Origin of the sequence: Chromobacterium sp. IIBBL 290-4 (assembly GCF_024207115.1) — a bacterium.
GTDB lineage: Bacteria > Pseudomonadota > Gammaproteobacteria > Burkholderiales > Chromobacteriaceae > Chromobacterium.
The window spans coordinates 2973930-2995689 of the sequence record NZ_CP100128.1 but is presented as its reverse complement, the minus strand read 5'-3'; the positions used below and the strand labels follow the sequence as shown (position 1 = coordinate 2995689).

The 21760-nt window shown below is 60.4% G+C and carries 26 protein-coding genes; 20 read left to right on the top strand and 6 right to left on the bottom strand.

The genetic code is table 11. The annotated features are described in order from the left end of the window. The 4 genes from NKT35_RS14010 to NKT35_RS13995 are packed head-to-tail and all read left to right on the top strand — an operon-like array spanning position 1 to position 3218. A complete protein-coding gene (locus tag NKT35_RS14010; protein ID WP_254293943.1) occupies positions 1-1224 on the top strand; it encodes an EAL and HDOD domain-containing protein in 1224 nt (407 codons plus the stop codon). A 31-nt stretch (positions 1225-1255) separates the two neighbouring features. After that, positions 1256-1927 carry a tRNA (adenosine(37)-N6)-threonylcarbamoyltransferase complex dimerization subunit type 1 TsaB gene (gene tsaB, locus NKT35_RS14005; protein WP_254293941.1) on the top strand — a complete coding sequence of 224 codons (672 nt, stop codon included), beginning with the start codon at positions 1256-1258 and terminating at the stop codon, positions 1925-1927. Next, entirely contained in the window at positions 1924-2367 is a 444-nt protein-coding gene (gene rimI / locus NKT35_RS14000; protein WP_254293939.1) for a ribosomal protein S18-alanine N-acetyltransferase, read from the top strand. The genes tsaB and rimI overlap by 4 nt, the downstream gene beginning before the upstream one ends. Beyond that, entirely contained in the window at positions 2364-3218 is an 855-nt protein-coding gene (locus NKT35_RS13995; RefSeq protein ID WP_254293936.1) for a uracil-DNA glycosylase, read from the top strand. Before rimI ends, NKT35_RS13995 begins: the two co-directional genes overlap by 4 nt. A gap of 136 nt (positions 3219-3354) precedes the next feature. Here the strand turns inward: NKT35_RS13995 and rpmG are convergent, their stop codons facing one another. Both rpmG and rpmB read right to left on the bottom strand, forming a co-directional pair. Further along, positions 3355-3510: a 50S ribosomal protein L33 gene (gene rpmG / locus NKT35_RS13990; protein ID WP_017506994.1), complete on the bottom strand. Its 156-nt coding sequence runs from the start codon at positions 3508-3510 to the stop codon at positions 3355-3357. 35 nt (positions 3511-3545) lie between these two features. Then, a complete protein-coding gene (gene rpmB / locus NKT35_RS13985) occupies positions 3546-3779 on the bottom strand; it encodes a 50S ribosomal protein L28 (RefSeq protein WP_103902413.1) in 234 nt (77 codons plus the stop codon). A gap of 269 nt (positions 3780-4048) precedes the next feature. Between rpmB and pyrG the strand changes: the two genes are divergently transcribed. The 5 genes from pyrG to NKT35_RS13960 all read left to right on the top strand — a co-directional run bounded on the left by pyrG (position 4049) and on the right by NKT35_RS13960 (position 10062). After that, the gene (gene pyrG, locus NKT35_RS13980) at positions 4049-5689 is read left to right on the top strand and encodes a CTP synthase (RefSeq protein WP_254293935.1); all 1641 of its coding nucleotides are present in this window, start codon (positions 4049-4051) and stop codon (positions 5687-5689) included. Between the two features lie 5 nt (positions 5690-5694). Further along, on the top strand, positions 5695-6543 hold the full coding sequence (gene kdsA / locus NKT35_RS13975; protein WP_254293932.1) for a 3-deoxy-8-phosphooctulonate synthase: 849 nt from the start codon (positions 5695-5697) through the stop codon (positions 6541-6543). An 83-nt stretch (positions 6544-6626) separates the two neighbouring features. Continuing rightward, a complete protein-coding gene (eno, locus tag NKT35_RS13970) occupies positions 6627-7910 on the top strand; it encodes a phosphopyruvate hydratase (protein ID WP_254293930.1) in 1284 nt (427 codons plus the stop codon). A 4-nt stretch (positions 7911-7914) separates the two neighbouring features. Continuing rightward, positions 7915-8238 (top strand): cell division protein FtsB, encoded by a 324-nt coding sequence (gene ftsB / locus NKT35_RS13965; RefSeq protein WP_254293928.1) that lies wholly within the window; start codon positions 7915-7917, stop codon positions 8236-8238. A 45-nt stretch (positions 8239-8283) separates the two neighbouring features. After that, positions 8284-10062: a GGDEF domain-containing protein gene (locus tag NKT35_RS13960; protein ID WP_254293927.1), complete on the top strand. Its 1779-nt coding sequence runs from the start codon at positions 8284-8286 to the stop codon at positions 10060-10062. 65 nt (positions 10063-10127) lie between these two features. On the opposite strand, the gene NKT35_RS13955 is transcribed toward NKT35_RS13960, so the two are convergent. Together NKT35_RS13955 and NKT35_RS13950 are read right to left on the bottom strand one after the other, a co-directional pair. Then, on the bottom strand, positions 10128-10430 hold the full coding sequence (locus NKT35_RS13955; protein WP_254293925.1) for an RnfH family protein: 303 nt from the start codon (positions 10428-10430) through the stop codon (positions 10128-10130). Beyond that, positions 10423-10860 (bottom strand): type II toxin-antitoxin system RatA family toxin, encoded by a 438-nt coding sequence (locus NKT35_RS13950; RefSeq protein WP_254293923.1) that lies wholly within the window; start codon positions 10858-10860, stop codon positions 10423-10425. Before NKT35_RS13950 ends, NKT35_RS13955 begins: the two co-directional genes overlap by 8 nt. A 194-nt stretch (positions 10861-11054) precedes the next feature. On the opposite strand from NKT35_RS13950, the gene smpB reads away from it, so the two are divergent. From smpB to NKT35_RS13925, 5 genes are all read left to right on the top strand, one after another. Further along, positions 11055-11510, top strand: a complete 456-nt coding sequence (smpB, locus tag NKT35_RS13945; RefSeq protein WP_254293921.1) for an SsrA-binding protein SmpB — start codon at positions 11055-11057, stop codon at positions 11508-11510. Beyond that, positions 11507-11860 carry a hypothetical protein gene (locus NKT35_RS13940; RefSeq protein WP_254293919.1) on the top strand — a complete coding sequence of 118 codons (354 nt, stop codon included), beginning with the start codon at positions 11507-11509 and terminating at the stop codon, positions 11858-11860. The genes smpB and NKT35_RS13940 overlap by 4 nt, the downstream gene beginning before the upstream one ends. Positions 11861-11953: 93 nt before the next feature. Then, complete coding sequence (guaA, locus tag NKT35_RS13935) at positions 11954-13537, top strand: glutamine-hydrolyzing GMP synthase (protein WP_254301389.1); 1584 nt, start codon at positions 11954-11956, stop codon at positions 13535-13537. A 129-nt stretch (positions 13538-13666) separates the two neighbouring features. Next, positions 13667-14572 (top strand): MFS transporter, encoded by a 906-nt coding sequence (locus NKT35_RS24315; RefSeq protein WP_254293917.1) that lies wholly within the window; start codon positions 13667-13669, stop codon positions 14570-14572. A 583-nt stretch (positions 14573-15155) separates the two neighbouring features. Beyond that, positions 15156-15830 carry a CatB-related O-acetyltransferase gene (locus NKT35_RS13925; RefSeq protein ID WP_254293915.1) on the top strand — a complete coding sequence of 225 codons (675 nt, stop codon included), beginning with the start codon at positions 15156-15158 and terminating at the stop codon, positions 15828-15830. 208 nt (positions 15831-16038) lie between these two features. On the opposite strand, the gene NKT35_RS13920 is transcribed toward NKT35_RS13925, so the two are convergent. Beyond that, complete coding sequence (locus tag NKT35_RS13920) at positions 16039-16422, bottom strand: DUF1275 family protein (protein ID WP_505190944.1); 384 nt, start codon at positions 16420-16422, stop codon at positions 16039-16041. A gap of 90 nt (positions 16423-16512) precedes the next feature. Here NKT35_RS13920 and NKT35_RS13915 point away from each other — a divergent pair, with 90 nt between their 5' ends. The 5 genes from NKT35_RS13915 (at position 16513) to NKT35_RS13895 (ending at position 19753) form a co-directional block, all read left to right on the top strand. Continuing rightward, a complete protein-coding gene (locus NKT35_RS13915) occupies positions 16513-17139 on the top strand; it encodes a LysE family translocator (RefSeq protein ID WP_254293911.1) in 627 nt (208 codons plus the stop codon). Positions 17140-17333: 194 nt separating this feature from the next. Continuing rightward, positions 17334-18644, top strand: coding sequence for an MFS transporter (locus NKT35_RS13910; protein WP_254293909.1), 1311 nt, complete (start codon positions 17334-17336; stop codon positions 18642-18644). A 127-nt stretch (positions 18645-18771) separates the two neighbouring features. Next, positions 18772-19086 (top strand): ElaB/YgaM/YqjD family protein, encoded by a 315-nt coding sequence (locus tag NKT35_RS13905; RefSeq protein WP_254293907.1) that lies wholly within the window; start codon positions 18772-18774, stop codon positions 19084-19086. Positions 19087-19127: 41 nt separating this feature from the next. Further along, positions 19128-19484 (top strand): phage holin family protein, encoded by a 357-nt coding sequence (locus NKT35_RS13900; RefSeq protein ID WP_254293905.1) that lies wholly within the window; start codon positions 19128-19130, stop codon positions 19482-19484. Continuing rightward, entirely contained in the window at positions 19481-19753 is a 273-nt protein-coding gene (locus NKT35_RS13895) for a hypothetical protein (RefSeq protein WP_254293903.1), read from the top strand. Before NKT35_RS13900 ends, NKT35_RS13895 begins: the two co-directional genes overlap by 4 nt. 16 nt (positions 19754-19769) lie before the next feature. On the opposite strand, the gene NKT35_RS13890 is transcribed toward NKT35_RS13895, so the two are convergent. Then, complete coding sequence (locus NKT35_RS13890; RefSeq protein ID WP_254293901.1) at positions 19770-20858, bottom strand: hypothetical protein; 1089 nt, start codon at positions 20856-20858, stop codon at positions 19770-19772. Between the two features lie 166 nt (positions 20859-21024). Between NKT35_RS13890 and tadA the strand changes: the two genes are divergently transcribed. Beyond that, positions 21025-21759, top strand: coding sequence for a tRNA adenosine(34) deaminase TadA (tadA, locus tag NKT35_RS13885; protein WP_254293899.1), 735 nt, complete (start codon positions 21025-21027; stop codon positions 21757-21759). The last annotated feature ends 1 nt before the right edge of the window (position 21760 follow it).

Sequence of the window (21760 nt, the reverse complement as noted above, 5' to 3'; positions counted from 1 at the left end):
ATGACCACCAATACTGCCTTCATCGGACGGCAGCCGGTTCTGAACCGCAACCAGCAGCTCATAGGTTATGAGCTGCTTTTTCGTCCCAGCGGAGAGGCGTCCGGCGTCGGCAAGCATACCGAGCTGCAAGCCGACACCGATGTGCTGGTCAATACGCTGAACAATATGGGCACCAGCTGGCTGATAGGCAACAAGCTGGCCTTCATCAACGTCGGCGAGACCATGCTCAACAGCGAGTTTCTGGAACTGCTGCCGCCGCGGCGCATCATTCTGGATCTTTCGCCCCGCATCGTCCCCAGCAATGAGCTGCTGTCGCGCGCCCGGCATTTGCGCTCGATGGGCTTCGGCATCGCGCTGGACGACTTCAGCTTCGAATCGCCGGCGGCGGCCTTTCTCGAGTTGGCCAACTACGTCAAGCTGGACATCCAAAACCAGGACGCCACCCGCTTCCAGATGCTGGCGGCGCGACTCCGCAGCTATCCGCTGATCCGCATCGCCGAACGCGTGGAAACCCACGCCCAGTTCCATCTCTGCAAAGAGCTTGGCATGGACGGCTTCCAGGGCTATTACTTCGCCAAGCCGGAAACGCTGACGGCCAAGGTGATCCACCCCACCTTCAGCAATACGCTGGAGCTGTTGAATTTGCTGCGGCTGGATGCCGACATCCGCGACATCGAACAGGTGCTCAAGCGCGACGTGGCCCTGTCCTACAAGCTGCTGCGCTACGTCAACTCCGCGGCCGCCGGACTCAACACCACCATCAGCTCGTTCTCGCATGCGGTCACCGTGCTGGGCTATCAAAAGCTTTACCGCTGGCTGACGCTGCTGCTGGTCACCGCCTCCGATGACAGCCACGCGCCCCCCGCTCTGCAAAAAACCGCAGTCACCCGCGGCCGGTTCATGGAGCTGCTGGGCATGCAATTGGGCGAGCGCCACGACGTCAACGACAATCTGTTCATCGTCGGCCTGTTCAGCTTGCTGGACGTGCTGTTCGACATGCCGATGGACAAGATCATCATGCATCTGCAGCTCCCATCGCCGGTAAACGAGGCCTTGCTGCACGACAGGGGTTCGATGAGCCAGTATCTGAAACTGGCCCGCGCCTGCGAGGACGGCAATCTGGAAGGCGTGCCGCAACTATGCGATCAACTGGGGCTCACTTGCGAGCAATTGAACCAGGCCCATATTTCGGCGCTCGCCTGGGTAGAGGAACTGGGCTTATAATCCCAAGCCTTGCAAGGTTGTATCAAGCCCAATGAAACTGTTAGCCCTGGACACCTCCACCACCTACCTGTCCCTCGCCTTGAGCCTGGATGGGGAGATGTTGGCATTTCATCAATGCGTTGAGCAGAAGCACGCCGAACGCACCCTGCCGGAGATATCGCGCCTGCTCGCCGAGGCCGGCGTGAGCCTGGGTTCGCTTGACGGCATTGTTTTTGGACAAGGCCCCGGCGCGTTCACCGGCCTGCGCATCGCCTGCGGCGTCGCTCAAGGCCTGGCCTTCTCCGCCGACCTGCCCACCATCGCCATCCCCACGCTGGACAATCTGGCCTACCAGGCCGGCGAAGGCCAGGTGCTGGTTTGCTTCGACGCGCGCATGCAACAGGTATATAGCGCGCTCTACCAAACCGGAGCCGACTGGAAACGGCTGAGCCCGATCAGCGTAGCCTCTCCCGAGACCATCGCCTTGCCGGAGGGCACAACCCTGCTCGCCGGCGACGGCTTTGACAACTACGCCCAGTTGCTGCCGGAAGCCCGGAGCGCGCTTCCCCTCTCTCCGCACAGCCGCCCCCATGCCGAAGCCTATATCCGGCTGGCCGCAAGCGGACGCTACCCCCACACCCACCCGCGCGAGGCGGAGTTGCTCTATGTCCGCAACAAAGTGGCGCTGACCAGCGTGGAGCAGCAGCAGGCGCGCCAACGATGAGCCAAGTGCGCCGCTTCGCTCCCAACAGTCCTGAGCTGCTGGCCGATATGGAACAGCAGGCCACCGACCATCCCTGGCGCGTCGGCCAATACCGCGACAGCCTGGAGGCCGGCTATCCTTGCTATGGGCTGTTTTCAGATGAAGGCGCGCTGATGGGATACGTCCTGATCATGCGCGTGCTGGATGAGGCGGAAATTCTCAACATCGTCATCGCCCGCGAACACCAGGGCCAAGGCAATGGCCGCCTGCTGATGGAGTCCATGCTGCAAGACCTGCGCGACGACTGCTGTCGCAGATTGTTCCTGGAAGTGCGCGAAAGCAATGAGGCGGCGCGCAAGCTTTACCAGCACTGCAATTTTCATCAGTGCGGGCTGCGCAAGAACTACTACCCCGCGAAGCACGGCCGCGAGCACGCCATCCTGATGGAGGCCATCCTGTGAGCCGGAGCAAGCTGCTGCAACAAAGTATGGGACTCGGTCCGACATGGCTGCCGCGCGACGGCCGCTTCGACCAGCATCCGGGAGAACTCGCGCGCCAGGCCTGGCTCGCCGAAGCCCAGGCCAAGTCTCCGCCCCATGCCTTCGAAGCGCCCGCCGAAGCCATCGAACCCGCCAAGCCGAGCATTGAGCCCGCCCAAGCGGCAACGGCCGCCCCCGATACCACGGCGCACGCGCCGGCCGCAACGCCGCCAAGCACGACATTGCGCGCGGAGGTCCGCAGCGAATTGCCGCAACTGGACTGGTCCGAGCTGCAACAGCAGGTGGCAGACTGCCAGCAATGCCGCCTATGCGAAACCCGCACCCAGACAGTATTCGGCCGCGGCAATGCCAAGGCCCGCTGGCTATTGATAGGCGAAGCGCCGGGCGAGCAAGAGGACAAGCAAGGCCTGCCCTTCGTCGGCCGCGCCGGCCAGCTGCTGGACAATATGCTGCTGGCGGCGGGACTGGACCGCGATCAGGATGTTTATATCGCCAACGTGCTCAAGTGCCGTCCGCCCGGCAACCGCAATCCGGCGCCGGATGAAATCGCCGCCTGCAACGGTTATTTGCTGCAACAGATCCGCCACATCCAACCGACGCTGATCCTGGCCCTAGGCCGCTTCGCCGCCCAGACACTGCTGGAGACGGAAGATTCCATCGGCCGCCTGCGCGGCAAAGTGCACCGCTACCAAGGCGTGCCGCTGGTGGTGAGCTATCACCCCGCCTACCTGCTGCGCAATCAGCCGGACAAGGCCAAGGCGTGGCAGGACCTGCTGCTGGCCCGCAAGGTCTACCAGCACGCAGGCGGCTGAGCCGCAAGCCACGGAAAACGAAAAAGGCCAGTCGAATGACTGGCCTTTCTGCTGTGCACAGCCCTGCAAAACAGGACCAATAAAAAACCCTTCTCCGTGCACCAGAGAAGGGCTCTCTACCAACCGGAAAACAAGCTTATTTCAGCTTGGTTTCTTTGTACAGAACGTGCTTGCGGGCAACGGGATCGAACTTCTTGATCTCCATCTTTTCCGGCATGGTGCGCTTGTTCTTGGTGGTGGTGTAGAAGTGGCCGGTGCCAGCGGTGGATTCCAGCTTGATCTTATCGCGCATGATGTATTCCTCTGTGCGTTATCTAGTTAGACCGCTTAGATCTCGCCGCGAGCGCGCAGATCAGCCAGCACTGCATCGATGCCCACCTTGTCGATGGTACGCAGAGCGGCGTTGGATACGCGCAGGCGCACCCAGCGGTTTTCGCTTTCTACCCAGAACTTGCGATATTGCAGGTTCGGCAGGAAACGACGTTTAGTCTTGTTGTTGGCGTGGGAAACGTTGTTCCCGGTCATCGGACGCTTGCCGGTGACTTTGCAAACACGCGCCATGGTTAAACTCCCCAAAACCGGTAAAAGCTGGCTTTATAACATAGAAAAAGCCAGATATTCAAGCAGAACGCGCACCTAAATGAATTTAGGCGCACTCACGTATGAAACAGTCGGTCGACATTGTAACGGATTCGCCACAGCGAGGCGAGCACTATCGGCGCAACCTTAGGACAAGTGTTGCATTCTTTCCCGCAACAAGATGATATCAAGTGATTCAACTCGAGACGATTTCTTGGTAAAATCCCGGATTCCCACAGAGCCGTAATCTCATGACCAAGTACATCTTCGTAACCGGTGGCGTGGTGTCCTCCCTGGGTAAGGGCATTGCCGCTGCGTCCATCGCTGCCATCCTCGAATCCCGCGGGCTGAAAGTCACCATGCTGAAGCTCGACCCCTATATCAACGTCGACCCGGGCACGATGAGCCCATTCCAGCACGGCGAGGTGTTCGTCACCGAAGACGGCGCGGAAACCGACCTTGACCTCGGCCACTACGAGCGCTTCATCCATGCCAAGATGAAGAAAAGCAACAACTTCACCACCGGCCAGGTGTACGAATCGGTCATTTCCAAAGAGCGCCGCGGCGACTACCTGGGCGGCACCGTCCAGGTCATCCCGCACATCACCGACGAAATCAAGCTGAAGATGAACGAAGGCGCGGCTGACGCCGATGTCGCCATCGTTGAAATCGGCGGCACCGTCGGCGACATCGAATCGCTGCCCTTCCTGGAAGCGATTCGCCAGATGCGCTCCAACCATGGCCGCAAGAACACCTTGTACGTGCACCTGTCTTACGTGCCGTACATCACCACCGCCGGCGAAATCAAGACCAAGCCGACCCAGCACTCGGTGAAGGAGCTGCGCGAAATCGGCATTCAGCCGGACATCCTGCTGTGCCGCATGGACCGCGAGCTGCCGGAAGACGAAAAGCGCAAGATCGCTCTGTTCTGCAATGTCGAAGAGAACGCGGTGATCGGCTGCTACGATTCCGACTCCATCTATAAAGTGCCGGGCATGCTGCACGCCCAAGGCATCGACGAGATCATCTCCGAACAGCTGCAACTGGATCTGCCCAAGGCCGACCTGTCGGTGTGGGACCGCATCATCGACGCCATCGAGCATCCGGACCACAGCATCAACATCGCCATGGTGGGCAAGTACGTCGATCTGACCGAATCGTACAAGTCGCTGACCGAGGCGCTGAAGCACGCCGGCGTGCACACCCGCACCAACGTCAACATCATCTACGTCGACTCTGAAGAAATCGACCGCGACGGCGCCGAGTCCCTCAAGGACATGGACGCCATCCTGGTGCCGGGCGGCTTCGGCAAGCGCGGCGTGGAAGGCAAGATCAAGGCGGTGAAGTTCGCTCGCGAGAACAACATCCCCTACCTGGGCATCTGCCTGGGCATGCAGATCGCGCTGATCGAGTACGCTCGCGACGTGGCCGGCATGAGCGACGCCAACTCCACCGAGTTCGACCTCGACACCAACTTCCCGGTGGTGGCGCTGATCGACGAGTGGGTCAACCACGACGGCAAGATCGAAAAACGCGACGAGAACTCCAACCTGGGCGGCACCATGCGCTTGGGCGGCCAGCAGTGCGATCTGGTGGACGGCTCCCTGGCAGCGCGCGTGTACGGCAACACCGAAATCACCGAGCGCCATCGCCATCGCTACGAAGTCAACAACTACTACATCCAGCGCCTGGAACAAGCCGGCCTGACCATCAGCGGCCGCTCCGCCGGTCATGAAAAGCTGGTGGAAACCATCGAGCTGGGCAACCATCGCTGGTTCTTCGCCTGTCAGTTCCACCCGGAATTCACCTCCACTCCGCGCGACGGCCACCCGCTGTTCATCGCCTACGTCAAGGCGGCGCTGGACTACAAGGCTGACAAGCAGGGCAACTGACACTGATGAAACTGTGCGGATTCGAAATCGGCCTGGATCAGCCCTTATTCCTGATCGCAGGCCCCAGCGTGCTGGAAAGCGCCCAAATGGCGCTGGACACCGCGGGGCAGTTGAAGGAGATCGCCAGCGAGCTGGCCATCCCCTTCATCTACAAGGCCAGCTATGACAAGGCCAATCGGCCGGCTTCCAATGTGTTCCGCGGCTTCGGCATCGACCAGGGCCTGCGCATGCTGGAAGAAGTCCGACGCCAGATCGGCGTGCCCGTTCTGACCGACGTGCATACCGAAAACGAAGTGGTGCAGGTCGCCAGCGTGGTGGATGTGGTGCAAACCCCCGCCTTTCTGGCGCATCAGGCCGACTTCATCCGCGCGGTCGCGCAGTGCGGCAAACCCGTCAATATCAAGAAGGGCCAATTCATGGCCCCAGGCGAAATGCGGCAAGTGATAAGCTGGGCGCGCGAAGCCGCGCGCGAGGCCGGGCTGCCGGAAGACAGCTTCCTGGCCTGCGAGCGCGGCACCTCGTTCGGCTATCACGACCTGGTGGCGGATATGCGCTCGCTGGCCGTGATGCGCGACACCGCCTGCCCGGTGGTGTTCGACGTCAGCCACGCGGTGCAATTGCCCGGCGCGCTGCAGCACGCCGCCAACCCGCGCCGCTTCGTGCCGACGCTGGCGCGGGCGGCGGTGGCGGCGGGCATTTCCGGCTTGTACCTGGAAACGCACCCCGACCCGGACCAGGCGCTGTGCGACGGCCCCAACGCCCTGCCGCTTGCCCAGGTAAAAGAATTGCTGACTACGCTCAAGGCGCTGGACAAGCTGGTCAAGCAAAATCCCTGGCAAGAGCACTCGCTGTAATACTCGAAGGCCAAAATCGGCCCGGCAAGCGCCGGGCTGTTTTTGCCTCCGCAAGTTCAACTTAAGCTATGAAGGGAATGACAATGAGTTCGATCGTTGATGTGGTAGCTCGCGAAATCCTGGACTCCCGCGGCAATCCGACCGTGGAAGCGGACGTTCTGCTGGAGTCCGGCGTGATGGGCCGCGCAGCGGTACCGTCCGGCGCCTCCACCGGCACCCGCGAAGCGCTGGAACTGCGCGATGGCGACAAGAGCCGCTATCTGGGCAAGGGCGTGCTGAAAGCCGTCGACAATATCAATACCGAAATCTGCGAAGCGATCATTGGCCTGGACGCATCCGACCAAACCTTCATTGACAAGACCCTGATCGAGCTGGACGGCACCGAGACCAAGTCCCGCCTGGGCGCCAACGCCATGCTGGCCGTCTCCATGGCCGTGGCTCGCGCCGCCGCCGAAGATTCCGGCCTGCCGCTATACCGCTACCTGGGCGGCGCCGGCCCGATGGCCCTGCCGGTCCCGATGATGAACGTCATCAACGGCGGCGAACACGCCAACAACACCCTGGACATCCAGGAATTCATGATCATCCCGGTAGGCGCGCAAACCTTCCGCGAAGCGCTGCGCATGGGCGCCGAAATCTTCCACAATCTGAAAAAGATCTGTGACAAGAAGGGCTACGCCACCACCGTCGGCGACGAAGGCGGCTTCGCCCCGAACCTGGAAAGCCATGAAGACGCGATCAAGCTGATTCTGGAAGCCGTGGACGCCGCTGGTTACGTGGCCGGCCAGGACGTGATGATCGCACTGGACTGCGCCGCCTCCGAATTCTTCCGCGACGGCAAGTACCACCTGACCGCCGAAAAACTGTCGCTGGGCTCGGAAGAGTTCGCCGACTACCTGGAAAACCTGGTCAACAAGTACCCGATCATCTCCATCGAAGACGGCATGGCCGAGCAAGATTGGGCTGGCTGGAAGCTGCTGACCGAACGTCTGGGCCAAAAAGTGCAGATCGTCGGCGACGACGTATTCGTCACCAACCCGAAAATTTTGGCCGAAGGCATCGCCAAGGGTGTGGCTAACTCCTTGTTGGTCAAGGTCAATCAGATCGGCACGCTATCCGAGACTTTGAAAGCAGTTGATCTGGCCAAGCGTTCCCGCTATACCTGCGTTATGAGCCATCGTTCGGGCGAGACCGAAGACAGCACCATCGCCGATCTGGCAGTCGCCACCAACTGCATGCAGATCAAGACCGGTTCGCTGTCGCGTTCCGACCGCATGGCCAAATACAACCAACTGCTGCGCATCGAGGAAGAGCTGGGCGAAGCCGCCTACTACCCGGGCCGCGCCGCGTTTTATCATCTGAAGTGATTGCATGCGCTGGCTGACCGCGACCCTGGTAACCGTTATCCTCGCCTTGCAGTGGCCTTTATGGTTCGGCAAGGGCAGCTGGCTCAGGGTCTGGCAGCTGGATAAGCAACTGCAGGAACAGCGGGCGACCACCCAAAAACTGGTTGCCCGCAACGCCGCGCTTGATGCCGAAGTGCGCGATCTGAAACAAGGCAGCGATGCGATAGAGGAAAGAGCGCGTAACGAACTTGGCATGATTCGCAACGGCGAAGTGTTCTTCCAGTTGCTGGACACCAGCAAGAACACGCCGCTGCCGGGTCACCCGACAACGGACACTCACCCCCACTGACAATCCATGATGGCTGGCCGCCTTAAGAGCACCAAGGTTTGGGCAATGACGACACAGAACCCTATCGAAGTGGCAAGAGAAACCCTGAAACAGTTGTCCATGCGGAAACTGCTTCCCACGCCGGAAAACTTCGAGCGGGTTTACCACGAGTTGACGCAAACCCCGATGGCTCGCGACAACAAGCTGGCCGTTCTGCTGCTGCGCGCGCTGGAAACGCTGCCCCAGGAAAACGTCCAGGCCAAGGTCACGCTCAGCCGCCTCAAGCAGGTGCTGGATGAAAGCCGCTGGGAACAAGCCCCGCAACTGGTCATCGATTTCCTGCGCGGCACCTTCGCCACCCAGCAGCTGACGCAAAGCTGGGGCCTGTTGCTGCAAAATCTGATCAAGAGCTGGGAACTGCGCCAGCCCGACCTGCCTCAACACCACAAGCAAAGCGCGCTGGAACGCGTGCTGATCAATTACGGCAATCAGCCTGAAGAACTCAATCAGAAGCTGGTCGCCCTGCTGCAAAACTGGAATGCCTCGCCCTCCGCCCGAGAAATGCCGGCCAGCGGCGAAGAGACAAGCGATGGCGACGCCTCCGCCAGCGCCCCGGAAGAAGTCGACAGCAGCTGGCAATCCTGGCAACGCACCCTGGCGTTCGCGCTGAAGCACGGCCTGGAACCGCGCCTGGCGAGCTACCCGGATCTCGTCGACGGCCTGGAAGGCTTGCTCAAAGAGCTGGACGACATCGCCGACGAGCCCAGGCTCAACGCCTTCATGCCCAAGCTGCGCGCCTTCATGATCAAGCTGGAGCTGCAGTCGCAACAGGAAGGCCGCCTGACCACGGGCCTGACCAACCTGCTCAAGCTGATGCTGGACAATGTGGCCGAGCTCAATCGTTCGGACGAATACCTGCTGGGACAAGTCGGCTCCCTGCAGGAAATGCTCAGCCAAGAGCCGCTGTCCATGCAGCAAATCTATCAGCTGGAAACCAGCCTGAAGGAAGTCATCCGCAAGCAAGGCATGCTGAAGAGCTCGCTGGACGAAGCCGCCAGCTCGCTGCGCGCCCTGCTGGACCGCTTCGTCACCCGGCTGGCGATGATGACGGACAGCACCGACGAATTCCACAGCAAGATCCAGGCTCACAGCGAGAAACTGAAGCAAACCGACAATGTCAGCGATCTGGGCGGCATCATCAGCGCCCTGATGGAAGACACCTCGGTCATGCAACTGGATCTGACCCGCTCCCGCGACGAGCTGGTTTCAGCCAAGGAGCAAGTGGAAGCGGCCGAACTGCGCATCCGCGAACTGGAGTCCGCTCTCGAAGCCGCCAGCGCCAAGGTCAAGGAAGACCAGCTGACCGGCGCCTACAACCGCCGCGGCCTGGCTGAATACTTCCAGCGCGAAATCGGCCGCGCCGAGCGCACCGCCGCGCCGCTGTCGGTCGCGCTGATCGACGTGGACAACTTCAAACAGCTGAACGACCGCTACGGCCATCTGGCCGGCGACGACGCGCTGAAGTATCTGGTGGATGTGATCAAGCATAGCCTGCGCCCGGCCGACATCGTCGCCCGCTTCGGCGGCGAGGAGTTCGTCATCCTGATGCCGGACACCCCGGAAACCGAGGCGGTGCAAACCGTGCAGCGCCTACAGCGCGAGCTGACCAAAACCTTCTTCCTGGCCAACAACGACAAGCTGCTGATCACCTTCAGCGCCGGCGTGGCGCGCTGGCATCTGGGAGAGATGGAGTCGGATGTGCTGGAGCGCGCCGACCAGGCCATGTACCAGGCCAAGATCAACGGCAAAAACCGCGTCTGTTCGGCGGAAGAAGCGCTGAGCTGACATCTCGCCGATATCAATAAAAAAGGATGGCGCCTTGGCCATCCTTTTTTTACTTCCCTGGCCGCCTAAACGCCCTTTTTCATTTTCTTGCCCGCCTCGGCGCGCTGACGCCGCACTTCCTTGGGGTCGGCCAGCAAGGGCCGGTAGATTTCCACCCTATCCTGCGGACGCAGCGCGGCATCCGGCTTGACCGACTTGCCGAACACGCCCAGCTTTAGCGTCTCCGCGCTCAACTCCGGGCAATCCGCCAGAATGCCGGAAGCCTTCACCGCCTCCAGCGCCGTGCCGCCTTGCGGCAAATCCACAGTCAACAGCCACTGTCGATCCGGCCGCGCATACGCCACCTCCACCCTGATCTTGTCAGTCATCGCCGTACTTCCTGTCCGCTTCCTTGATGAAGGCATCCACCAGGGTGCCGCTGATGTGGCCGAAGACCGGGCCGATGATCTTTTCCAGGATCCGGCTGGAAAACTGGTAACGCAGGCTGAATTCGATTTTGCAGCCAAAATCGCCCAAGGGCTTGAAATGCCAGAGCCCTTCCAGCTGTTCAAACGGCCCATCCACCAGTTCCATGCGGATGGACACATTCTCGACATTATGGTTGCGCGTGGTGAAGTGCTGCTTCACTTTCAGGTAGTCGATGTGGAGGCTGGCGACCACCTGGCCGTCCTCGCGCGACAATACCTCGGTCTTGCCGCACCAGGGCAGAAAACGGCTGTAGTTTTCGATATCGTCCACCAGCGCATACATCTGCGCCGGCGTATGCGCCACCAGGACGCTCTTTTCGACAAGCTGCATCGGCAAAACCCGGCGTTTCCGGGGTCTCGAAATAGACAATCAAGCCGCAATTTTAGCAAAAACCGCCGCCAAACGCCCCGCCCCCGACATCCAAACGCGCCCGTCGCCATATCTTCACATCAAACTACTAAAAAGGCTGGACTTTGGCGGATCGCCGGCTTCTGCTACAATGTCGGATTCCAAAGGAACCCCACATGAGCATCATCCAGAACCGCAAGGCTTTCCACGACTATTTCATCGAGGAAAAACTCGAGGCCGGGCTCGTGCTGGAGGGGTGGGAAGTCAAGGCCATCCGCGCTGGCCGCGTGCAGCTCAAGGAAAGCTACGTGGACTGGAAAAACGGCGCCTTTTGGCTGATCGGCTGCCACATCACCCCGCTGCAATCCGCCTCCACCCACGTCAAGCCGGACCCGGTGCGCCCGCGCAAATTGTTGATGTCCCAGGCGGAAATCAACCGCTTCATCGGCAAGGTGGAACGCGCCGGCTACACCATGATGGCGCTGGACCTGCACTACACCAAGGGCAACGTCAAAGCCGAAGTCGGCCTGGCAAAAGGCAAGAAAATGCACGACAAACGCGATACCGAGAAGGATCGCGAATGGCAGCGCGAGAAACAACGCGTCATGAAGAACCAGCGAGGCGCGGCATGAAGCGCAGCGCCGCTCTGCCCATCGCGCTGATCTGCGTCGGCATTGTCTGGCTGCTGAAAAGCGCCGCCTGGCTGCCCAACACCCCCACCCTGCTCGCCCTGCTGCTGTTCGCGGCGGGCGTGTTGCTATTGGCGCTGGATGGTTTCAACAAATCCACGCTGGTGACCAGCCCGATGCTGGCCTATGCCGGCGCCAGCATCTACGCGATAGACCAATTGGCGCTCAAAACCAGCCACTTCGTCGCCTTAGGCATGGTGCTGCTGGGCGTGCTGATGCTGATCGCCCGCGGCGACCGCATACCGGAACGGCGCGAGCCCTACCGCCGGATGCCGCCCCAAAACAAAGATTAAGCGGCCAGGCCGGCGAAACCGCCGGTCTGAAAGCGCAAAATTATTTTCAGCATTGACGATAATGGCCTTAACGGCCTGCATTACTTTTCAAGGATAGGCATGGACAAGATCCTCATTCTCGACTTCGGCTCCCAGGTCACTCAGCTGATCGCCCGCCGCGTACGCGAAGCTCACGTTTACTGTGAGCTTCATTCTTTCGACATGCCCATCGAAGAGATCAAGGCTTTCGCGCCGAAAGCCATCATCCTGTCCGGCGGCCCCAACTCGGTTTACGAGTCCGACTACCAGGCCGACCCCAAGCTGTTCGAGCTGGGCGTGCCGGTGCTCGGCATCTGCTACGGCATGCAGTTCATGGCCCAGACCCTGGGCGGCAAAGTGGAAAGCGGCGACAAGCGCGAGTTTGGCTACGCCCAGATCAAAGCCCGCCACCACTCCAAGCTGCTGGAAGGCCTGCAGGACCAGATCGACGACGCCGGCAACGGCTTCCTCGACGTATGGATGAGCCACGGCGACAAGGTCACCGCGCTGCCAGCCGGCTTCCAGGTGATCGCCGAAACCCCATCCTGCCCCTACGCGGCGATGGCGGACGAGGCACGCGGCTTCTACGGCGTGCAGTTCCATCCGGAAGTGACCCACACCAAGCGCGGCACCGAGATGATCCACCGCTTCGTGCTGCACGTGGCCGGCTGCAAGCCCAGCTGGACCATGCCGAACTACATCGACGAAGCGGTGAAGAAGATCCGCGATCAAGTCGGCGATGAAGAAGTCATCCTCGGCCTGTCCGGCGGCGTGGACTCCTCCGTGGCCGCCGCACTGATCCACCGCGCCATCGGCGACCAACTCACCTGCGTCTTCGTCGACCACGGCCTGCTGCGCCTGAACGAAGGCAAGATGGTGATGGAGATGTTCGCTCAGAATCTGGGCGTCAAGGTTGTCCACGTGCAGGCCGAAGCCGATTTCATGGCCAAGCTGGCCGGCGAGAGCGATCCGGAGAAGAAGCGCAAGATCATCGGCGCGGAATTCATCGAAGTGTTCGACCGCGAATCCGGCAAGCTGACCAACGCCAAGTGGCTGGCCCAAGGCACCATCTACCCGGACGTGATCGAATCGGCCGGCGCCAAGACCAAGAAGGCGCACACCATCAAGAGCCACCACAATGTGGGCGGCCTGCCGGAAGACATGAATCTGAAGCTGCTCGAGCCGCTGCGCGAGCTGTTCAAGGATGAAGTGCGCCAGCTGGGCGTGGCCCTGGGCCTGCCGCACGACATGGTCTACCGCCACCCCTTCCCGGGCCCGGGCCTGGGCGTGCGCATCCTCGGCGAAGTGAAGAAGGAATTCGCCGACCTGCTGCGCCAAGCCGACGCCATCTTCATCGAAGAGCTGCGCAACACTGTCGACGAGAAAACCGGCAAGAACTGGTACGAGCTGACCAGCCAAGCTTTTGCCGTGTTCCTGCCGGTTAAATCGGTAGGCGTGATGGGCGACGGCCGCACCTACGACTACGTGGTGGCGCTGCGCGCCGTGGTGACCAGCGACTTCATGACCGCGCACTGGGCCGAGCTGCCGTACAGCCTGCTGGGCCGCGCCTCCAACCGCATCATCAACGAAGTGCGCGGCATCAACCGCGTGGTCTACGATGTGTCCGGCAAGCCGCCGGCGACGATCGAGTGGGAATGACCTCGTGTTAGGCAACTGCTGGCATCAGTCAGCAGAAACTTCCAAAAAGCCCGCGTCACTGCGGGCTTTTTTTCATCACTCAAAACATGTCAGCAACCACAGCACCCAAGGATTTTACCTGCCAACATATTGATTTTAAATAACAATCAGGTCGCACACACCCTAGTCAATACTACCCTCCTGTACAGCCTCCAATGGCGCCGGGAGGCCTGCCAATATCTCATCGGCCACTCGCTGGAATCTATCTATCAGAAAGTCCAAAAGCGCCCTCACCCGGGGCGGCATATAGCGGTTCTGCTGGAATACGGCATAGATTCCCGGCTCGCTTTCGATCCAATCCGGCAGCAAGACTTTGAGTGCACCGCTGCGAATATCGGCGGCGGCATCCCAGATCGTCTTGCGCGCAATGCCATGCCCAGCCAATGCCCCCCCGGTTTGCCAGCCGACGGCCGATTGCCAATCCGGCGGGTTCTCGCCATACCCGGCGTGCTATCCGTACTGCTCGTCGTCATGAGCTGGATTCTTCCGCACTATATTCTGTACACCTATATCGCGCCATTCCTGGCATCGCTTGGCTTAGCCCGCCATGTGGACATCGTCTTGCTAGTCTTTGGCATGTCCGCCATGTTCGGCATTTGGCTTGTCGGCTACCTGGTTGACCGATGGCTGCGCCTCCTAGTACTGACTGGACTGGGTGCGTTTGCGCTCGTCTCCTTGATATTCGGTCTGGGGACAAGATCACCAGTATTCATCTTCGCTGGCGTCGCCGTTTGGGGCGTGAGTTTCAGTGGTGCGCCAACCTTGCTGCAAACCGCATTGGCCGATGCGACAGGCAACGATGCGGACGTCGCTCAATCCATGCTGGTGACTGTGTTCAACTTCGCGTTCGCCGGCAGTGGTTTAATTGGCGGCGTACTGCTGGAGAGCGCGGGCGCCCAAATTTTCCCGTGGGTTGTGCTGGTGATCTTGATGATGGGTTTCCTCACTGCCTGGCGCGCCAATGCCCACGGTTTTACCCCTGGCCCACGCCGGTGAGTGACCGCATGCGGAGAGGCGACACGAATGCCATTAGATGGGCGATGAAACTTGGCTCTATCAACAATGCTTTAGCTGGCGGATCCTTTCTTGGGCGACACCAACGGTCTCAAGCGACTGCGTCGCGCGTCCCCTGATAAGACGCTCGACCCTGTGCCCCGCACCATGCGGGGCTTTTTTATGGCCAATACGACACGAACTCTCCTTAGCAATGTCGCCGAACAGCCATCCCACTCTCATCCCGTGATTGATTCTTGATTGGCACGCGCCTCTCCTTGACCCAAGACCAAGCCATGGCCTTGCCGCATAGTGCTAGCGCAGAGCGTCCAAGCACATAGCCTGCGTGTTGAGCAACAATCTGGCGAACATGATTATGCTTTTTCCACAGCCTTAACAGCCAAGCCAGTGCACCGCCCCCACGCTTCAGCACTATCCCCCCCACTCGAAAAAGATCAGAAATGAACATTTCTCGCACAAAACACTTTTTTGAAATACAATGCAGGTTCATTTCTTTTTTTAACAAAAAACATAAAAACACACAAAATAGCAATCACTCGCAACCAAAATAACTTCCATTCAAAAAATGAATCTCCTGCAAAAACTGAAAAAGAAAATTTTGCTTAAGCGGGCCAAAAAGCAACCTCGCTGGATAAAAGACAAGCTAAAGTTTGACATTCTACATGACAGAAAATACGAGTACGGCATCTACTCTTACGGCCTACCTATTGTGGAAGACTGGGATGATGGCAGCTCTCTGAAAATTGGGAAATTCTGTTCCATTGCTCACGGGGCAAGAATTTTTTTAGGCGGTAACCATAGAACTGACTGGATCTCCACTTATCCCTTTCCCGGAAACTTTCCAGAACTTGATTACATAAAAGGCCACCGTTCCACAAAGGGCGACGTGACCATTGGAAATGATGTTTGGATTGGCTCTTGCGCTACAATCATGTCTGGCATAACGATCGGCCACGGAGCCGTTATTGCAGCCGAGTCAGTGGTAACCAAAGATGTACCTCCCTATGCAATAGTGGCAGGCAATCCAGCCAAAATCATACGATATCGCTTCAATACCGAAGAAATAAATAAATTGCTCAATATAGCCTGGTGGAATTGGCCGATTGAAGCAATACTGCAGAATGCGGGTGGCTTATGCCAAGGAAGCATTACCAGCCTTATTGACCAAACTACGAAAAATAAAAAATCCCCTAAAGGCACCTTCGCTCCATCCACCAACCTTCACCTCAATACTCAATGAGGCAAATGGCACCTAGTCTCTAGGTGCCTTTTTTGCCTACGGCTTACCCCAAAAAAATACAATGTTTGCGGTTCGATATCGACAATGCTTGCTCATTAAATATCGTCCCTCTCAAGCATGCCTTCCCTCGCAGTACAGAAACAAAGTCCTCGCCCTTAAGCATACAAGCGCAGCACTCAAACCAGCATCTTGCGCCTGGAACATTCGCTCATCTCCCCATGCTTACATATAGCGCCATCAAGGCAAGCACCGGCGGCAAAGCAAAGAACCATTCGCGCACAAGGATATAAACCAGCGCCGCCAAGCCGCAGCCCCCGGCAAAAACCAGAATGGCGGGCACCATCTTGCGCAAACGACCCCGTGCCGAAGCGCGGACATCGCCTGTCGCGCCTAGCGCCAAATCCGTCAAATCCGTCAAATCGATCATGACCTGCGTCGTTGTGCCCGTCATCAAAGTGGATGGCGGCGCGCTGCTCAGATGCATGCGCTGCATGGCGTTCTGCAAGCCCATTGCCGTCACCAGCGTCGTTCCCACCACAAACTCGGCCCATGGATTTAGACCGGTGAAAGACCCCATCTCGATGGCCGCCACAGCGGCCACGCCGCATTGCAAAATATTTATTTTTCATATAAAAATCAGTGACTATCACTTGACGCTATCCTTCTCATAAAAGGCATCGCCATGCAGCATCTACCTGAACTCCTCGCCATAGCCGCCGCGCTTGCCGTAGGTGTCGCCAGCCCCGGCCCCAGTTTCATCATGATTGTCAGAACCGCGGCCGGCACAGGCCGGAGCAATGGCCTGTTGTCCGCGCTTGGCATGGGCATAGGCGGCATGCTTTTCGCCATCGCATCCTTGCTTGGCCTGCATGGTTTGCTGCTGGCGGTTCCTTCTCTTTATATCGCGCTGAAGGTTTTGGGAGGACTGTATCTGGCTTATATGGGGTTTCAAATTTGGCAAGGCGCCAAAAAACCTCTGGAAGCGGCGATTTCAAACGATCCAAGCTCTCCAGCCCTCTCCCCGCGCTATCTTTTACAGGGACTGAGCACTCAGCTTAGCAATCCTAAAACCGCCGTCGTCTACGCCAGCGTGTTCGCCGCCTTCCTGCCGAATGAAACTACACTGGCATTCAAGTGCGGCTTGGCTGCCACGGTGTTTTGCATAGAAAGCGGCTGGTATGCGCTAGTGGCCACATTGCTGTCGATGGCAGGACCGCGCGCAAGCTATTTGCGCGGGAAAAAATGGCTAGACCGGGCTGCGGGCGGCATCATGGCGGCATTGGGTCTGAAGTTAGCCGCATCGATTTAAGATTGCCCGCGCCAATAGCTGTTCTATCTCGCCGCCGTTCACTCGAGCATTATTCACGCAATCCTTGCCAACCGCGCTACACTGGCGGCCTTGCGGGGCTTGAGGCGGCTCCGGGGAGTCTGCGCAGAATCCTGCGCGGATTTCATTCATTACCATAATGGGCTTGCCTGCGGCCCGGCACTTCGTGATTGACCATGACCCCAAACCGATCCACACCGCTCACCCGCACCGACTACAAGACGCTTGGTCTGGCCGCGCTGGGCGGCGCGCTGGAAATCTACGATTTCATCATTTTCGCTTTCTTCGCCACCACGCTGAGCAAGCTATTCTTCCCGCCCGCCATGCCGGAATGGCTGCGCCTGCTGCAAACCTTCGGCATTTTCGCCACCGGCTACCTGGCGCGGCCGCTGGGCGGCATCTTGATGGCCCACTTCGCTGACATCCTGGGCCGCAAGCGGGTATTCAGCCTCACCATCCTGCTGATGGCCGGCCCTTGCCTGCTGATAGGCCTGATGCCCACCTATGCGCAAATCGGCATCTTCGCGCCGCTGATCCTGCTGGCGCTGCGCATTCTGCAAGGCGCGGCAGTGGGCGGCGAAGTGCCCAGCGCCTGGTCTTTCGTGGCCGAGCACGCGCCATTGGCGCGACGCGGCTACGCGCTGGGCGTGCTGCAGGCCGGACTGACTTTCGGCTATCTGCTGGGCGCGCTGACCGCCACTATTCTGGCGCGGATGTTCACGCCGCAGGAGATGCTGGATTACGGCTGGCGCATTCCCTTCCTGCTTGGCGGCCCGTTTGGCCTGCTGGGCGTCTGGCTGCGCCGCTGGCTGAGCGAAACGCCGGTGTTCCTGGCCATGCGCGAGCGCCAGGCCGAACGCGGCCGCACCGCCTACCCGCTGCTGGATGTGCTGCGTCGCCACAAGGCCACCCTGCTGCCAGCCGCGGTGCTGACCTGCGTGCTGACGTCGGCCGTGGTGGTGCTGGTGGTGGTCACTCCCACGCTGCTGCAACAGCGCTTCGGCATGCATGCCGACCAGGCCTTCGCGCTCAGCAGCGTGGGCATCGTCTTCCTCAATATCGGCTGCGTGATCGCCGGCCACGTCTGCGACCGCATCGGCCACAAGCGCAGCCTGATGCTGTACAGCCTGCTGCTGCCGGTCGGCGTGGCGGCGCTGTACGCCGACCTGATAGGCGGCTGGGGCTGGACCGGCCTCGCCTACGCCTTCGCCGGCCTGTGTTGCGGCATCGTCGGCGTGGTGCCGTCCATCATGGTGGGCATGTTCCCGGCCGATGTGCGCGTGTCCGGCATTTCCTTCACCTACAACATCGCCTACTCGATCTGGGCCAGCGTGACGCCGCTGCTGCTGATCGCCGCCATGCCGTGGAGCCCATGGATATGCGTGCTTTACTGCGCGGGCGTCGCCGTCACCGGCTGGCTGTGCGCCTTGAGCGCCAGGCCCGCCGCCGAGGCTTCGTTGGACGAAGCCCTGTGCCCGCGCGGCTGAAATCTTGACCGCGTGGTTTGACTGGACCGCGCCGGCCTGTTAGCTTGGACCCGTACAACTTGATTGCTGCGCCGCGCCAAGCGCGCGCCCGCTAGATGTTCCCATTGTCTTTCGCCAGGAGGTCGCCATGAATGCAGCCGGAATCGCCAAGGAAAAAGAACAACTGCTGGATGATGTTCGCCAGGTGCTAGCCAGCACCGAAGAACTGATAGACGCCACCGCCGACGACGGCAGCCAGCAAAGCCGCGAGCTGCGCAAGCGCTTGGCCGACAAGCTGTCAGTCGCCAAGGTGCGTCTGATCGACGCCGAGCAGGCGGTAGTGGGCAAGGCCAAGGAGGCGGCCAAGGCCACCGATCAATACGTGCATGAGAACCCGTGGAAGTCCATCGGCATCGCCGCCGGCGTCGGCTTTCTGCTGGGCATGCTGGTTTCCCGCCGCTAAGCTAGATGGCTGAAACGCCCCGCCCGCCCCGGCCCGGCAGCATGCGCTCCTTCGCCGGCGGCGTCGCCGCGCTCTTGTTCACCCGCGCCGAACTGTTGTCGCTGGAAGCGCAAGAGCTGAAGGACGATATCGTCGGCAATCTGTTGCAAGGCATGCTGGGCCTGGTGTTGCTGGGCTGTGGCCTGATCGCCGCCGTGCTGGCGCTGTGGGCCTTGACGCCCGCGGCCTGGCGGCTGGCGGTGATGGCTGCCTTGGCGCTGCTGCTCTGCGGCGCCTCGGCCTTTCTGCTGCTGGGTTTGCGGCGCAAATTGCGCGAACAGCCGGCGCCGTTCGCCACCACGCTGGAAGAAGTCCGCAAGGATTGGACCGCGCTGGGCCCGGGCGGAGAAAGACCATGACGCCGCAAGACCGCGCCCTGAAAAAACAGTTGCTGGTGATGAAGGGCGAAGCGCTGCGCATCAAGCTCAGGCTGGAGCAGCAGCGCTTGGCTCAGCCATTGAGATGGGCCGGCGAAGGATTCGCTTTCTGGAAAGCGCCCGGCGGACTGGGCGCCATCGTGGACATCGCCGCCAAGCTGCTTCCCGGCGCCAAACTAGGCCGCTGGCTGAAAGGCGGCTCGCGCTTGCTGGCCGCCTGGCGGCTGATCAGCCGCCTGCTGCGCCGCTGACGCGCGCCCATGCGGCTTATGCGCTGACGCTCGTCCCGCCGCCCGCTTCCGCCGAAACATTGATATTGACCGATATCTCGCCATTGACCGCCGCCAGCGCCTCCGACCCGCCCTTGAGTATCTTGTCCACATCCTCCAAGGCTTTGTCCGCCTGCTTCAAATCTTCTTTGATACTGCGCGAATTCGAGTCTTGCTGGCCCTGCAGTTGCTGCGCCATTCGCTTGATAAAATCCTGCACCATCTTCAGCGTCCGCGCGATCTCCTGAATATCGCCATCGCCCGCCACCGGATTGCCTTTGGCCAACATATTGCGCAGCGCGGCCTGCGGATCCGCCTGGTTGGCAGCCTGGCCCGAGGCGGCGGATTGCGTTTGTCCGCCTGACGCGCTTTGGCCTTCGCTTCCCGCAGACGGCGCCTGAGCGCCTGACGATGCATTCGCTCCGGCTTGTCCTTGCCCATTGCCGGCGGCATTCGCCGCCGCAGAGGCGGCTTGAGCGTCATCCGCCGTCGATGCGTCGGAGCTTGCGGCATCCGCCGCGCCCCCTGCTGCCGCTTGCGCGGCTTCCGCCGCGGAGCCTCCTGCCGACGCATCCATCTGCGCGCCATCGCCAGAACCCGAACCGGCAGAAGCATCGCCGGAAGGCTGTCCCGCCACGCTGACCGCCATCTGCGAGTCGGCCGCGTTCTGCGTCATGCTGGAAACCAGATCCTTCAACTCTCGCGCCAAGCGCGCCAATTGACTAGCCAAGGCGCGCAGACTGGCCTTGTCATGCGTGATCATCATCATCTGACGCAATGAGTCAGCCTGCTTCTTCAGCAGCTCTTTCTGCATTTGATCGGCCTGCGGGCTTTGCTTGGGAAGCTGGTTCAAATTGACTCGCAGCTTCTGCATATAATCCTGCCAGCCGCGATTGAGCGCCTGCTGCACCTGGCTAAGCGAATTAGACGGCGGGACGGCTTGCGAACTTGAAGCTTGGCTGGCCGCATCAACCGAGGCCGCGGCGCCGTCGTCTTGGCTGGCTCCGCCGGCTGGCGCGGGCGCGGCGATAGTCTGCCTCCATGCGCTCAAACCTGCCGAGGCGAATTGAGATGGAATCACGGACATGGGAAGGACTTTCTTTGGTTTTCACTCATATCGGCATTTTTTTGCCATTCTTTATGACTATTTGCATGTTACCAACCCAATCCCTGCCTGCCCTTCGGCGCGCATATTGGTCCCATCGACCAAACGCGCGATAATGCAGCCATCTACGCAACCTTCCCCGCCCCTCGTGACGCTTTCATCCCCGCCCCTGCCTCCCGCCGCGCTTGAGTGGCTGGCCATCCAGAACATTCAAACCCGGCAGCAGCTGCTTGATTGCGGCGTAGTCACCGCTTTTTTAAAGTTGAAAGCAGCGGGGCATACCGTCACCCGCCGCCTATTGTTCGCGCTGGAGGCGGCCGCCCGCGGAGGGCATTGGCGTGATTTAACCGAAGCAGACAAGGCCGCATTGCTCAAACAATTGACCGAACACCCTCCTGTCTCCTTGCCGCCAGCAGCAGAGGAGCGCGCTCGCTTCATGTCGCTAGCGCGCCGCTTGGCGGAACAGGCGGCCGCAGAAGGCGAAGTGCCGGTCGGCGCCGTGGTGGTCAAGAATGGGGAGGTGATAGGCCAGGGCTACAATCAGCCCATAGGCCGCCATGACCCATCAGCCCACGCGGAAATGCTGGCGCTGCGCGAGGCCGCCGCCCGGCTGGGCAATTACCGGCTGGATGGCTGCGATCTTTACGTCACGCTGGAGCCCTGCCCGATGTGCAGCGGCGCCATCCTGCACTCGCGCATCGCCCGCGTGGTCTATGGCGCGCGCGACGCCAAAACCGGCGCGGCCGGCAGCACCATCAATTTATTCTCCGACCGCAAGCTCAATCACCATGCATCGATCTTTGGCGGCGTAGACGCCGAGGCCTGCGCCAGCCAGCTTTCAGCCTTTTTCCAGGCGCGCCGCCAAGCCGCCGCCGAGGACTAAA

What these genes read in the sequence shown, in the direction of transcription:
- ftsB (WP_254293928.1), top strand. Translation starts at nt 7,915, where the DNA reads ATGCGCTGGCTGACCGCGACCCTGGTAACCGTTATCCTCGCCTTGCAG.
- NKT35_RS13925 (WP_254293915.1), top strand. Translation starts at nt 15,156, where the DNA reads ATGAATCTCCTGCAAAAACTGAAAAAGAAAATTTTGCTTAAGCGGGCC.
- NKT35_RS13900 (WP_254293905.1), top strand. Translation starts at nt 19,128, where the DNA reads ATGCGCTCCTTCGCCGGCGGCGTCGCCGCGCTCTTGTTCACCCGCGCC.
- NKT35_RS13955 (WP_254293925.1), bottom strand. Translation starts at nt 10,430, where the DNA reads ATGACTGACAAGATCAGGGTGGAGGTGGCGTATGCGCGGCCGGATCGA.
- NKT35_RS13950 (WP_254293923.1), bottom strand. Translation starts at nt 10,860, where the DNA reads ATGCAGCTTGTCGAAAAGAGCGTCCTGGTGGCGCATACGCCGGCGCAG.
- kdsA (WP_254293932.1), top strand. Translation starts at nt 5,695, where the DNA reads ATGAAACTGTGCGGATTCGAAATCGGCCTGGATCAGCCCTTATTCCTG.
- NKT35_RS13910 (WP_254293909.1), top strand. Translation starts at nt 17,334, where the DNA reads ATGACCCCAAACCGATCCACACCGCTCACCCGCACCGACTACAAGACG.
- eno (WP_254293930.1), top strand. Translation starts at nt 6,627, where the DNA reads ATGAGTTCGATCGTTGATGTGGTAGCTCGCGAAATCCTGGACTCCCGC.
- NKT35_RS13890 (WP_254293901.1), bottom strand. Translation starts at nt 20,858, where the DNA reads ATGTCCGTGATTCCATCTCAATTCGCCTCGGCAGGTTTGAGCGCATGG.
- smpB (WP_254293921.1), top strand. Translation starts at nt 11,055, where the DNA reads ATGAGCATCATCCAGAACCGCAAGGCTTTCCACGACTATTTCATCGAG.
- NKT35_RS14010 (WP_254293943.1), top strand. Translation starts at nt 1, where the DNA reads ATGACCACCAATACTGCCTTCATCGGACGGCAGCCGGTTCTGAACCGC.
- rimI (WP_254293939.1), top strand. Translation starts at nt 1,924, where the DNA reads ATGAGCCAAGTGCGCCGCTTCGCTCCCAACAGTCCTGAGCTGCTGGCC.
- rpmG (WP_017506994.1), bottom strand. Translation starts at nt 3,510, where the DNA reads ATGCGCGATAAGATCAAGCTGGAATCCACCGCTGGCACCGGCCACTTC.
- NKT35_RS13940 (WP_254293919.1), top strand. Translation starts at nt 11,507, where the DNA reads ATGAAGCGCAGCGCCGCTCTGCCCATCGCGCTGATCTGCGTCGGCATT.
- NKT35_RS13905 (WP_254293907.1), top strand. Translation starts at nt 18,772, where the DNA reads ATGAATGCAGCCGGAATCGCCAAGGAAAAAGAACAACTGCTGGATGAT.
- NKT35_RS13915 (WP_254293911.1), top strand. Translation starts at nt 16,513, where the DNA reads ATGCAGCATCTACCTGAACTCCTCGCCATAGCCGCCGCGCTTGCCGTA.
- NKT35_RS13960 (WP_254293927.1), top strand. Translation starts at nt 8,284, where the DNA reads ATGACGACACAGAACCCTATCGAAGTGGCAAGAGAAACCCTGAAACAG.
- pyrG (WP_254293935.1), top strand. Translation starts at nt 4,049, where the DNA reads ATGACCAAGTACATCTTCGTAACCGGTGGCGTGGTGTCCTCCCTGGGT.
- NKT35_RS13895 (WP_254293903.1), top strand. Translation starts at nt 19,481, where the DNA reads ATGACGCCGCAAGACCGCGCCCTGAAAAAACAGTTGCTGGTGATGAAG.
- rpmB (WP_103902413.1), bottom strand. Translation starts at nt 3,779, where the DNA reads ATGGCGCGTGTTTGCAAAGTCACCGGCAAGCGTCCGATGACCGGGAAC.
- tsaB (WP_254293941.1), top strand. Translation starts at nt 1,256, where the DNA reads ATGAAACTGTTAGCCCTGGACACCTCCACCACCTACCTGTCCCTCGCC.